Genomic DNA, 13467 nt, shown 5'->3' on the forward strand with positions numbered 1-13467 from the left:
TATAAATTTAACAATTTGAAAATATTAAAGTTTTTTGATTTTACCTCTTAAGAAATTGTCATTTTTCTACCAGTTAAAAACCGATCATATAATTTAACATATTAAGCAAAATTCAGAAATGAATATCTTTACATATAAAATATTAGCCTAACACTTTTTCTTTTTTATACTAGCTTAATGTGAGTGTCCAGCTTCGCTTTTTTTCATCTCTGCCATTAAATAATATGATCCACTTTGAGCTAAGTGTATTCCTTTGCTTGTTTTTTCTTTAAAATCAAAAATTGTAAATCCATTACTTGTCGATTTTACAATGACTTCTTTAGGAACAAAATTCCAAGAATTGTTATCCTTCTTTTCTGCCACAAACACGTAAAATGTTTCATTTTCCTGAATAATAGCACCTTCTGGTAAAGCTTGCTCTAAAGTATTCTCGGTAATGATTCGTGCAGTAACATACATTCCTTGTATTAAATTTTTGTTCTTATTTTCTATCTCTGCATGTACATGTAAAGCTTTCGGTCCTTCTTCAAAAGATTTTCCTACAGAATAAATTTTTGCAGTCATCTCAGTATTACCCAGTGCTTCAATATTAATCTTTACTAATTGTCCATTCTTTACCTTGCTAATATCTTTTTCAAACACCATTAAATCTGCATGAATATGATCTGTATTCACAATTTCAAATAAAGGTGTTTGTGGCTCTACATATTGACCAGATTTCACCTTTACTTTTTCAATAAAACCATCTATTGGACTTTTTATCAAGGCTACTTGTGAGATATTTCCTTCTCTAATATTTTTTGAAGAAAGTCCTAAGAGTCTTAATTGACTTTCATACCCTTTAACCAAACCCTTGGTACTTGAAAATATAGATTTTGCTTGTTGATAATCACGTCCTGAACCTACTTGTTCATCATACAACTTTTTTTGACGATTATAATCTTGTTCTAAAAAAACAAGTTTATTATACGCTTGTAAATAATCAGTTTGCATTCCTATGATATCTGGATGGCTTATATACGTTAAAACCTGTCCTTTACTTACCTTATCCCCTTCTATCACTTGAATATTACTAATATTAGCTCCTAAAACGCTGGTTACGATTGCTTCGTTTTGAGGCGGGACTCCTAGTGTTCCATTTACCTGAACATAACCATTCATATTACGCCTGATAAGTGTATCTATTTTTATCCCCAATATATCGACCTGTTCTTGGTTTAACAATACTCCTCCTCCATGTTTATCATTATGACTACGTTTTTCATTTTTTTCTAAATTTTCTATTGCCGTATTGTTTACAATAGGATCTTCGTCTTTTTCGGATATATACTTACAACCTGACATGCACATTACAATACTCAAGATTAGTATAACATATTTATTATTATTTTTCATTTTTAAGACTTTAGGTTTAAGAAATATTCTAATTGTATTTTATTTTCTAAATAGTATTGAAGTACTTGCCAGGTATTTATTTCTAATTGAACGGCATCTTTTATATTTTGAATGAAAGCGATATAATCCATTGCTCCTTCTTTATAGGATAAAATGGCTCCATTACGTTGTTCTATTGCAAGTGGTAATGCTTTGTTTTTATAATAGTTCCATTGTTTTTGCAATTGTTCAAAGTTTGTTAGTAGTATCGAATATTTACTTTTAAGTTGTTCTTCATTTGCTTTCTTTTGCTCTTCGATAATAGATGTATTTATTTTGGCTGCCTTTGCCTTTCCTCTTATTTTATTAAAAATCAATGGAAATTGTACTCCTAACTGATAGCTATTAAAACCTGATTGTTCATCTATTTTCTGAAATCCGTACCGTGCAAACAGTTTTGGTAAAAATTGTGACTCTGCTACTTTTTGCCTCGCTTTTACAATATTAGACTGCGTCTGCCAATATTTGAAAAGAGGGTGGTTTTCTAAATCCTCTTCTACAATAAGAATATCATTATCAAAGGTACTCAACGGTATATCTGCGACATCGAATAATTTATCGCCCAAAACCCATTGATTGAGCTCATGCAAAGCCATTTGATAAGATGCATAAGCTTGCTCTTTTTGAATTTGTATTAACTTTCTTTGATTTACAGTAGCATTGTATTCTAGTTTAGAAATTGCCTCTGTTTCAAACCGTAGGTCAATTGCTTTATTTAACCCAGAAAATACGGTATCTATTTTGGCATAGGACTCATATAAACGTTTTGCTGTATAACTTTTTGCCCAAGCAATTTGAACCTTTTGTTTTAAGTCTAGCATACTTAATTCTACATTAGCTTCTGCCAGTTTGATATTCTCTTTTGTTAATCTGGTTTTTGAGACAATTCCAAAAATATCAATATTATTTTGTCCAATACCAAAGGTAGTATATACACCATCATTACTATTATTTCGTATTTCTTCACCCGAAGTAAAAATTTGTGTATTTCCAAAGTCCCAAGCGGTAGTTTTCAAAGCTTTTTCTTTTTCAACAGAAAGTTGTGCAGCTTTTAATGTAGGGTAGTTTTCTATTGCCATGGTAATTGCTTCATCCATAGAAATTTTTGACTGCTGTGCATGTATTGTACTAAAAAAGAATAGTATCACAACCGTTGCAATAATCCTATTTGGTTTTATAGATTTCATTTTATCTTCTTCTCTATTTTCTATCCATTTATACAAAATGGGGATAATAAACAATGTTAATAATGTAGAGGTTAGCAGACCTCCTATTACTACTGTAGCAAGTGGTTGTTGTACCTCTGCCCCAGAGGAAGTGGATAGTGCCATTGGCAAAAACCCTAACATATCTGTAAGTGCTGTTAATAATATAGGCCGGATACGTCTTTTTGCACCTATTCTAATTCGTTCATTAATATCGGTGATGCCTTCATCCTTTAGTTCATTAAATCCACTTATAAGTACCAGTCCATTAAGAACTGCTACTCCAAATAACACAATAAACCCAACTCCTGCAGAAATACTAAAAGGCATATCACGAAGCATTAAAGAAAAGACTCCTCCTATAGTCGCTAACGGAATAGCTACATAAATCATTATCGTTTGTTTAAACGATTTTAAAGCCATAAAAATGAGAAGAAAAATCAAACCTAAAGCTATTGGAACTACAGTTTTAAGTTTGGATGTTGCTCGTTCGAAGTTTTCAAATGCTCCACCATAACGAACATAATATCCCGCTGGAAATTTAACCTGAGCTTCAATTTTTTGTTGAATTTCTTCAACTAGAGATTTAATGTCACGACCCCTTACATTAATACCAACATAAGTCCTTCTATTCGTATTATCTCGGCTTATTTGCATTGGCCCCGGTTTGTAACTTATACTGGCTACTTCTTTTAACGGAATCTGTGTCCCATTGGATAGGGGAACAAACAGATTTTTCACATTACTTAAGTCTCGACGTAATTCTTCTTTAAGGCGTACCACCAAGTCAAAACGTTTTTCTTGCTCAAAAATAGTTCCAGCTACACCTCCTGCAAAAGCAGTTTCTATTAGTTTATTGAGCTCTTTTATTTGCAAACCGTATTGAGCAATCTTCTTTCTGTTATACCGAATAGTAATTTGTGGTTGTCCCGATATCGCCTCTACTTTCATATCTGCAACACCATCTACAGAAGCTACTATTTTTCCTATTTCTTCTGCCTTTTGTGCTAGGACAATAAGATCATCCCCATATAATTTTATAGCAATATCTTCACGAACACCAGTGATGAGTTCATTAAAACGCATTTCAATTGGTTGAGTGAATTCATAATTAACTCCAGGAACCTGTTCGATTTTTGCCTTCATCTTATTTATGAGTTCTTCTTTGCTGGTAGCATTTGTCCATTCTGAAATTGGCTTCAGAATAACAAATACATCTGCAATATCCATTGGCATAGGATCTGTGGGTACATCGGCAACTCCTATTCTACTAATAATATCTTTCGCTTCAGAGAAATTCTCCTTCACGATTTTTTCAATTTTTGTAGTGGTAGAAATTGTTTCTGACAACGAACTCCCGGGCTTTAAGATCGCATGAAATGCTATATCTCCTTCATCTAATTGAGGAATAAATTCTCCTCCCATTTTGGTAAACGTAAATACTGCCAAACCAAGTAATAGAATTGATAAAACAACTATAACTTTTCCCTTTTCTAAAGCTTTTAGCAATCCCTTTTCATAGTTACGCTCTAACCAAAGAACAATCTTGTCTCCCCAGTATTTCTTTTCAACATCTGGAGTTTTTAGAAATAATGAGGTAACCATGGGAACATACGTTAAACAAAGTATCATGGCTCCAATCATAGCAAAACCAAAAGTTAAAGCCATTGGAATAAACATTTTTCCTTCAACTCCTTCTAACGCCAAAATCGGTAGGAAAACAATTAAAATAATAAATTGTCCAAAAAAAGCAGTATTCATCATTTTAGAAGAAGCCTTATAGGTTATATCATCCCGATCTTCAGATGAAATAGTTCCTTTCTTCTTAATTCTTTGATAAATAAGAAAAATAGTGCTTTCAACTATGATTACAGCTCCATCTACGATAATACCAAAATCAATTGCGCCAAGGCTCATAAGGTTTGCCCAAACATCAAAAACATTCATTAATATAAAAGCAAAAAGTAAAGAAAGAGGAATGGTAGAAGCAACAATCAAACCCCCTCTCCAATTTCCTAAAAAGAATACTAAAATAAAAATGACAATAAGTGCACCTTCTAACAAGTTATTCCTTACAGTTGAAGTAGTATTTGTAATTAATTTACTTCTATCTAAAAAAGGCTTAATAGTAACTCCTTCGGGTAATGATTTTTGAATTTTATCTATCCTACCAGTAACATTTTTAATAACATCATTACTACTAGCTCCTTTTAACATTAAGATCATACCACCAACAGCTTCTCCTTCTCCATTTTTGGTCAATGCTCCATAACGTGTTGCTCTTCCTAATTGTACTACTCCAATATCTTTTATAGTAATAGGAATACCAACTTTGTTTACTACTACAATATTTTCAATATCTTCTAAACTTCGTGCTAACCCTTCTCCTCTAATAAAATTTGCTTGATGGTTTTTCTCAATATAAGCTCCTCCTGTATTTTGATTATTATTTTCTAATGCTTTATATACATCGTTAATTGTAATCCCAATAGCATTAAGTTCATTAGGGTCTATTGCAACTTCATATTGTTTTATGATACCTCCAAAGGCATTTACTTCAATCACACCAGGAACCATTGCCATTTGTCTGCGAATAATCCAATCTTGTATGGTACGCAATGCCATGGTATCATATTTATCTTTGTATTCTGGTGTAACCTCTAATGTATATTGATAAATTTCTCCTAACCCTGTTGATATAGGACCTATAAATGGTTCTCCAAACCCCTCTGGAATATGAGTTTTTATTTCATTTAATTTTTCTGATACCAATTGCCTTGGTAAATATGTATCTAAATCATCACTGAAAACTATAGTCACTACAGAAAGTCCAAATCTAGAAATAGAGCGAATTTCTATTACTCCAGGCAAATTAGCAACAGCGATTTCTACGGGGTATGTAACAAATTGCTCAATGTCTTCGGTACTCAAATTGGGTGCTTGAGTAATTACCTGTACCTGATTATTGGTAATATCAGGCACAGCATCTACAGGTACTTCTTTAATACTATAGATTCCGGCAACTATTAATGCAATGGTAAACAATGCAATAACTAATTTGTTATTGATTGAAAACTCAATAAGTTTATTAATCATTTAAGTATATTTAATTTAGTTAAATGTCTTTGATTAAAGACCAAAAAGGACGTATGTATCCTATTAAAAACTAAATTAAACCTGGGGAGGGTGCAATAAAGGGATTACAACATTTTGCTTCACATCATTATGATAAGTAAATATATCTGATGATATTATTATTGATGTTATTCTATAATCATGTAAATGATATGTATCTATTTTGGTATGACAGCACTGACAGGAACAAAAAGGAGAGCATAATTCCATATGTTGATGATGATCATGCTGATTTGAATCTGAAATAAACTCTGTAGTATCCGAATCACTATCAATCACACCATCCTGACAAGGAACAAATGTAATCCCCAAGAAATACATCGAGAATATGATTGTTAGTATTTTCATCTAACAAAGATAAAGATTTATTTGTGCAATAGAATTGTAAAGGAAATAACTTGTTATTTTATAGTATAAATAAACTATAATATCATTAGGGTCAACAAATTATAAATTAGTTGTTTAAACATAACGACGTAGCTTATTTTCTCAAATATTTAAATTGTTCAAATATTTAATCCTATAATTTTAAATTTGCTTTAGATTTTTTATAACTCATAAAAAAGTTAATCCATATATTTCTTGAAGTTCTTAATATTATGGGTAATGAAACTACCATAACCACTACGATTACGCAATATGTAATAATTAAATCCAAATTAAAAACAAGATATGATAACACAAATGCAGTGACTGCAAAAGCTATCCCAACCGGGTAGCTTACATACATTGCCCCATAAAAGAAAGAGGGCTCTATTTTATATTTTGTACTACAATGACCACAACGTTCTTTCATTGCTAATACATTTGTTAATTTATATGGATTTGGTTCTACATACATACTTTCGCTTTGACAAACGGGACAGCTGCCTGTTAAAATACTATATACCTTAGTTCCTTTTAAAAATTTCATAATCTTTTTTTTAATAGGTTACGATTAGATTAATTTGAAATTTGATAAAGGTGAATATTGTACTAGTTATTATTGTATTTTTTACACCTTAGTATATATTTCAAACTAAATAAACAAATAATAAAATCATTAAAATTAAAACACTTTTATAATGAAGGTCAACCTTATTTTTTATTGAAATAGGGCTTAATCTTTATTATTTAGTCATTTTTAATTTACAAAGTTAATACGTAATAATAAGTATGTATTCATAAAATTATCCCCTTTTCTTGTATTTTTCGGACATAATTCATTTTTTTTATTTGTAGAATGGTATACATTTCAAACTACTTGTCTGATTATTGTTTATTTTTTAGGACTTCCCATTGTTCTTGAGTCATTACACCTCTAAAACCTACATGGTCTTGACTTGTATCCTGGCTAGAGTGCATTCTGGCACTCGCTCTGTAACTACTACAATAGCTATTATTACACAAAAAAGATCCTCCTCTTTGTATTCTCTGGGGTGTATAAGGTTGTCTTGGGTCAAAAGGTTTATCTGCTCCTTTTGGATCTTCGATAACACCTTGATCAGCGCTCTCTTTATAATAGGTTACATTATACCAGTCTGAAGTCCACTCCCATACATTACCAGCCATATCATATAATCCATATCCATTGGGTTGATAGGTCCTCACTGGAGCAGTTGTAAAGTATCCATCTTTTAAACTATTATATAGCGGGAATGTTCCCTGCCAAGTATTTCCGAAAGCACTAATATTAGTATCATTACCCCATGGATAAAGTTTATTTTGTAATCCACCTCTAGCGGCAAATTCCCATTCTGCATCTGTAGGAAATCGTTTTCCTACCCAATTCAAATATGCCTGAGCATCATCCCAGGAAACCTGAACTACAGGATGATCTTCTTTTCCTTCAATCGAACTTTCTGGTCCTTGAGGGTGCTGCCAATTGGCTCCTTTTACCCAAGACCACCATTGTGACCAATCAAACAAATTATCTGTATCTACAGGTGTAAATACCATAGATGCAGCGACCAACATAGAATCATGCGGTTTAGGAGTCCCCGGAGGAACTTGTTTTTTTAGTTCTTCCCAATCTGGTTTTTTTTCGGCAGTAGTAACATAACCTGTAGCCTCAATAAATTTTCTGAATTCTGAATTCGTTACTTCATTAATATCTATCCAAAAACCGGAAACTTTTACCTCATGTGCAGGTTTCTCATCTGTACGAGCATATGAATCATTTTCTAATGCCCCCATAGTAAATTGATCACCAGTAATCCAAACCATCCCAGGAGGGCCATCTTTAGGTGTTTCTACCTTTATTTCTTTTGATTCCCTGGTTTTGATTGACTCTTCTGTCTGTCTTTTTTGATCACAGGAAATACATAGTAAAAGAATAATGCTTAATAAAAGCGTGAATCTCATCATAAAGTTCAATTTACATCTTAAAGAATTCATATTTAATGTTAAATATAATCACTCTTTATCAGTAAAAAGAAAGAAATATATAGAAGTTTAATAAACACTATTATTGAAAAGCTCTTCGGGCATTATATATCAATCTTCTTCTCCAGCTATGGTTTTCTTTAATCATTAACCTCATTTAAATTTCCAACTATTCGTTTTCCGTGATACGATGGCCCTTTAATAAATTGATGTAGTTTTTGAATATTGTCATTTGTAATGGATCCTGCAGAAATGATCTCTACTTTGTTTTTTGCTAATGCTACTATCTTTTTTAAAATAACTTTCCCCTCCTTTGCTGTGGTTTTACCTCCTGAAGTCAATATACCAGTAATACCTTCTATTTTTATGAGGTCATACAATGCTTTGATGATATTTGGTGTTTCATCAATCGCTTTATGAAATACTATTGCCATTGGCATAGCTATTTGAGCTAATACAGTAATTCTGTCAATATCAAGAGTATTGTCTCTTTTTAAAATTCCGAATACAACGCCATCTACTTTACTCTTATGACAATCCAGGATTTGGTTTTTCATTTCTTCAAATTCATCGTCAGAATAGACAAAATCTCCTCCTCTGGGCCTTATCATTACATGAATAGGAATATGTATTTTTTCTTTTGCTTCTATTATGATCTCTAATGAAGGGGTTATCCCACCAACACTTAAGTCTCCACATAACTCTATTCTATTTGCACCTTTCTGTTCTGCCAGTTGTGCCTGGGAAATTCTTTCTACACAAGCTTCTTTTATAAACATTTTTTTCTTATCATTTTTGTACAATATTTTATTGTATTTATGTTATTAAAAATGATATCTTTTAAAGGCTTCCATTGCTGCATAATCTGCTAATCCTAATTGATGATACTTCATTGCTGTATCTTGATTTCTTTCTTCTGCTCTAACCCAAAACTCTCTTGAATCATCTCCCTGAAACATTACTCTATCCTTCTGAGATTGATGAAAAAAAATAGCTTTTCTTTTTTTAATTACTTGATCTGGACTCATGGGTACAGCCATATCAATTTCATGTAATCCCCATTCCTGCCATGCACCTCGATATAACCACACCCAACATTCTTTCATAAAATCATTTAACTTTATTTTTTCTATTGCAGAAAATAGTGCGTCCAAACAAACCCTATGTGTTCCATGAGGATCAGCTAAATCACCAGCTGCATATATTTGATGAGGCTTTATTTCTTTGATTAAATTTGATATAATTTCTACATCTTCTTCTCCCAATGGTTTCTTTTTTATAGCTCCCGTTTCATAAAATGGCATATTTAGAAAATGTACTTTCTCATCAGAAATATTAAGATATCGAGTAGCTCCCAGAGATTCTTTTTGTCGAATAACTCCTTTTAAGAATAATAATTCTGGCGTATTAAATTCAAAATTTTCTTGTGTTTGAATGGCTTCTACTATAGTATTAAAGACGTTATTATTACAATCCATTGTGGTTACCACTTCTACAAATTTTAGTGCTTCATGATTAGAAACTGCAATATTTCCAGAAGTTTGATACGCTACATGCACATCATGACCCTGTTCTACCAATCTATCCAGAGTGCCTCCCATAGAAATCACATCGTCATCAGGATGAGGACTAAATATAAGTACTCGTTTCTTTTCGGGGATTGCTCTTTCTGGTCTTGAAGTATCATCTGCATTTGGTTTTCCTCCAGGCCATCCCGTAATCGTATGTTGAAGTTTATTAAACATCTTAATATTTAAATCATATGCATTTCCTTCTTTAGCCAACAAACTCTCCATACCATTATCATTATAATCTTTATCAGTGAGTCTAAGAATTGATTTTGAAGTTAACTCACATAACCATATAATTGCATTACTTATTGTTTCCTCGGTCCACATGCATGGGCCAACAAGCCATGGAGTTTTGTATTGTGTAAGTAAAGAAGCTGCTCCTTCATCCAAAACAAAAGTTGTATTCTTATGTAATTGAAGGTATGTTGCAGGAACTTGAGAAGTAATTTCTCCTTCTATAGTTTTTTTTATGATCTCTGCTTTATTCTCTCCCCAAGCTAATAAAACAATTCTTTTTGCCTCTTTTACAGTACCAATTCCCATCGTAATCGCTCTTTTAGGGACATTTTCAAGTCCTAAAAATGAAGATGCAGCATCTGTTCTTGTAAGATGATCTAAAGTGATAAGCCTTGTTCTTGAATTATAGTGCGACCCAGGTTCATTAAAACCTATATGCCCAGTCCTACCTATACCAAGTAATTGAAAATCTAAACCTCCATACTTCTTTATTTTATTTTCATAAGCAATACATGTTTCTAGAATTTTATCAGGATGAGTATCCCCACTAGGTATATTTATATGATCCTTAGGAATATCGATATGATTAAATAAATACTCATGCATGAAATCATAATAACTTTGTACATTATCCTTTTCCATAGGATAATACTCATCTAAATTAAAAGTAACTACGTTTTTAAAACTTAAGCCTTTTTCTTTATGAAGTCTGATTAATTCTTCATATACTTTTATCGGAGAAGAACCTGTAGCTAATCCCAAAACACAATACATCTCGTCTTTCTCCTTTTGTCGTATTAAAGCAGCGATCTCATGTGCAACTTTATAAGAAGCATTATTAGAATTGTCATAAACGACATTATGAATTTTTTCGAATCTAGTATTCTCATAAATCCCTGCCTCTTTATAACTTATATCTTCTAAATTTCTATATCGAACTTCTGCAACCATAATTCTTTGTTATTAGCTGTTTAACTAGTGATAAAGATAATTGAACTATGCTTTTCTTTTGAAAGAAATTCGACGAATAACTCATTATAACCAATCAAAATAAACTTAATCAATATTTATTAATATGTTTGAGCAGACAACTTTAATGATATTGATTCTTATTTGGATATTTTTAAAGGTTGAGAAATTTTAATTAAGTTTAAAATACTAAAGATTAGATCTTAATATGCGATTTAAAGTATATTATAAAAATGATTATCTGTTAGTCTTGCGCCCCCCATTAAAGCCGCATTTTCTTGAAGTTTACTTTTATGAATTGGTATCTCTATCCGCAATACATTAAATGCAGTGTACAATTCTTTTTCAAAAAAGGACCATGCGTTACTAATGTTACCCCCTATGACAATGCCTTCTGCATCAAAATCCTGTATCCAGGAAGATAAAAAAAACGCCAAATTCTGGGCAAATTCTTTAAAAATTTGCGTTGTTATTTTTAGATGTTCTTTACATGCTATCAATTCTTTTACACCTGCTATATCCTGACCAGTAATTTCTTTATAACGCCTTTGAAACCATTGTGTAGAAAAATGAGTGTCTGCAATACCATCTCCAAAAGGTAAATGATATAACTCTCCATATAGAGGAACCCCCTTACCTTTAGTTAAAGGAACACCTTTATTCAGAAAAGTTGCTCCTAAACCTGTTCCCAAAGTAATTGCAATACTCTTTTGATAAGGAATTAATTCTCCTACCCAAGCTTCTCCTATACCAAAACATGCTGCATCATTATAAAATCTAACAAAAACAGAAGGATCCAGATTCAATTTTTCTATGATACAACTTTTAAGATTTACATTACATAAGGTATCAAATTTACTTTCTCCTTTTTTGGGAAAAATACCATTCTTATAATCAAAAGGACCTGGTATAGCTATACCAATCCCTTTAAGTTTTTCCTCTCCCAAATTATCAATTGCCAAATCTATAGTACACATCCAACTCTCTAATATAAGATTTAAGTCGTCCTTATGTCCAACTTTCATCGTATAGATTTGCTGTATTTGATTTGGTTTTTTCTCATCTATAATTGCAACAGAAATATGACTACCTCCAATATCAACACCTAACACCATTTAAAAAATAAAATTTTATATGTTTATATTATATTCTTGACTTTATATCCCACTATTCCGTAAAACACTAAGTATATATAACATACCAGAGGTATAAAAAAGGATAATTGAATTCCTATAATATCTGCAACCGCTCCTTGCAACAAAGGAATTAATGCTCCACCAACAATCATCATAACTAATAATGACGATGCCTGACTAGTATATTTTCCTAAATCTTTTATTGCCAATGTAAATATATTTGACCATAAGATTGAATTAAATGCTCCAATCGCTATAGCACTCCAAAAGGCAATTTCTCCATTACTAAGTATCATGATTAAGAGTAATAGTATTATAACTCCTGCAAATAAGGTCAATACCTTTGAAGGTTTAACCCCTCCTATCATGAAGGCCAAATAGTTAATAAGTAAAAACACAATAAATAGCCATATTTTAGAAAACGGTAATAATTGTAGTGAGAACTCATCTGCTTCTACCTTTATTCCAGTAATAAAATACAAGACAAAAAAGAAAAGTATTGATAACCCAGCCATTAACAGATACTTTTTTGTCTTATCGGTAATGCTCCCCATAGAAACAGATCCTAAAAACCTGCCTATCATGGCACCTCCCCAGTAATATGATAAAAATACTCCCGCTTCTGCTTCCTCCATCCCCATAATTGATTCGAGACCAAAAAAGTTTATTAAAAAACTCCCAACAGACACTTCACCTCCTACATAAAAAAAGATGGCAAACATTCCTAAAACGACATGTCTAAATTTTAATACTCCTAATCCTTTCTCTATTTTCTCATTATTGACAAAAGAAGGTAGTTTAACGAATTTTATAATAACAGCTAGTATTAGAAAAAGTCCTCCATATATAAGGTAAGGCATTTTTAAGGAATCTACTGTAATTTCACCATTAGAAAACACTTTATATAATAATATAGCCCCAATAATAGGTGCTAAAGTTGTTCCAAAAGAGTTAAATCCCTGAGCCAAATTAAGCCTACTTGATGCCGTATCAGGGTTTCCTAGTATTGCAGCATATGGATTAGCTGTTATCTGTAAAATAGTCACCCCTGAAGCCAAGACAAATAAAGCCCCAAGAAAAATTCCATATCGTTGATAATTAGCTGCGGGATAAAAAAGACAACATCCGATACCACAAAGAATAAGGCCAATTATAATTCCATTCTTATATCCTATTTTGGAAATAGGATCTCCATGACTAACAGAAATAATAAAATATATAAGTGAAATCACAAAAAAAGCTCCAAAAAAGGCAAACTGAATTAATGCTGCCTGAAAATAAGAAAGTTCAAATACTGCCTTCAAATGTGGAATTAAAACATCATTCATTACAGTAATGAATCCCCACATAAAAAATAAAAAGGTAATGGTAATAAAAGGTTTTCTGTAATTCATTTTTTGGTTATCCATAGTATTC

The 13467-nt window shown here is 31.9% G+C and carries 9 protein-coding genes; all 9 read right to left on the reverse strand.

The window, feature by feature from the left end; genetic code table 11:
* Positions 1-174: 174 nt before the first annotated feature.
* Positions 175-1395, reverse strand: a complete 1221-nt coding sequence (locus DK442_RS15090) for an efflux RND transporter periplasmic adaptor subunit (RefSeq protein ID WP_109436728.1) — start codon at positions 1393-1395, stop codon at positions 175-177.
* A 2-nt stretch (positions 1396-1397) separates the two neighbouring features.
* Entirely contained in the window at positions 1398-5735 is a 4338-nt protein-coding gene (locus DK442_RS15095) for a CusA/CzcA family heavy metal efflux RND transporter (RefSeq protein ID WP_109436729.1), read from the reverse strand.
* Positions 5736-5810: 75 nt separating this feature from the next.
* Positions 5811-6122: a DUF6660 family protein gene (locus tag DK442_RS15100; protein WP_143917174.1), complete on the reverse strand. Its 312-nt coding sequence runs from the start codon at positions 6120-6122 to the stop codon at positions 5811-5813.
* 172 nt (positions 6123-6294) lie between these two features.
* On the reverse strand, positions 6295-6687 hold the full coding sequence (locus DK442_RS15105; protein ID WP_109436731.1) for a DUF983 domain-containing protein: 393 nt from the start codon (positions 6685-6687) through the stop codon (positions 6295-6297).
* A gap of 338 nt (positions 6688-7025) precedes the next feature.
* Positions 7026-8120: a formylglycine-generating enzyme family protein gene (locus DK442_RS15110; protein ID WP_235010969.1), complete on the reverse strand. Its 1095-nt coding sequence runs from the start codon at positions 8118-8120 to the stop codon at positions 7026-7028.
* 158 nt (positions 8121-8278) lie between these two features.
* Positions 8279-8917: a copper homeostasis protein CutC gene (locus tag DK442_RS15115; RefSeq protein ID WP_109436732.1), complete on the reverse strand. Its 639-nt coding sequence runs from the start codon at positions 8915-8917 to the stop codon at positions 8279-8281.
* Positions 8918-8962: 45 nt separating this feature from the next.
* Complete coding sequence (gene nagB / locus DK442_RS15120; protein WP_109436733.1) at positions 8963-10897, reverse strand: glucosamine-6-phosphate deaminase; 1935 nt, start codon at positions 10895-10897, stop codon at positions 8963-8965.
* Positions 10898-11130: 233 nt separating this feature from the next.
* On the reverse strand, positions 11131-12030 hold the full coding sequence (locus DK442_RS15125; RefSeq protein ID WP_109436734.1) for an ROK family protein: 900 nt from the start codon (positions 12028-12030) through the stop codon (positions 11131-11133).
* A 23-nt stretch (positions 12031-12053) separates the two neighbouring features.
* The gene (locus DK442_RS15130) at positions 12054-13460 is read right to left on the reverse strand and encodes a sugar MFS transporter (protein WP_109436735.1); all 1407 of its coding nucleotides are present in this window, start codon (positions 13458-13460) and stop codon (positions 12054-12056) included.
* Between the last annotated feature and the right edge of the window lie 7 nt (positions 13461-13467).

The sequence above is a fragment of the Aquimarina sp. AU119 genome (assembly GCF_900312735.1).
GTDB lineage: Bacteria > Bacteroidota > Bacteroidia > Flavobacteriales > Flavobacteriaceae > Aquimarina > Aquimarina algiphila.

Excerpts from the sequence above, each read along its gene's own strand:
- DK442_RS15115 (WP_109436732.1), bottom strand. The coding sequence starts at position 8,917 with ATGTTTATAAAAGAAGCTTGTGTAGAAAGAATTTCCCAGGCACAACTG.
- DK442_RS15125 (WP_109436734.1), bottom strand. The coding sequence starts at position 12,030 with ATGGTGTTAGGTGTTGATATTGGAGGTAGTCATATTTCTGTTGCAATT.
- DK442_RS15095 (WP_109436729.1), bottom strand. The coding sequence starts at position 5,735 with ATGATTAATAAACTTATTGAGTTTTCAATCAATAACAAATTAGTTATT.
- DK442_RS15110 (WP_235010969.1), bottom strand. The coding sequence starts at position 8,120 with ATGATGAGATTCACGCTTTTATTAAGCATTATTCTTTTACTATGTATT.
- DK442_RS15105 (WP_109436731.1), bottom strand. The coding sequence starts at position 6,687 with ATGAAATTTTTAAAAGGAACTAAGGTATATAGTATTTTAACAGGCAGC.
- DK442_RS15130 (WP_109436735.1), bottom strand. The coding sequence starts at position 13,460 with ATGGATAACCAAAAAATGAATTACAGAAAACCTTTTATTACCATTACC.
- DK442_RS15090 (WP_109436728.1), bottom strand. The coding sequence starts at position 1,395 with ATGAAAAATAATAATAAATATGTTATACTAATCTTGAGTATTGTAATG.
- nagB (WP_109436733.1), bottom strand. The coding sequence starts at position 10,897 with ATGGTTGCAGAAGTTCGATATAGAAATTTAGAAGATATAAGTTATAAA.
- DK442_RS15100 (WP_143917174.1), bottom strand. The coding sequence starts at position 6,122 with ATGAAAATACTAACAATCATATTCTCGATGTATTTCTTGGGGATTACA.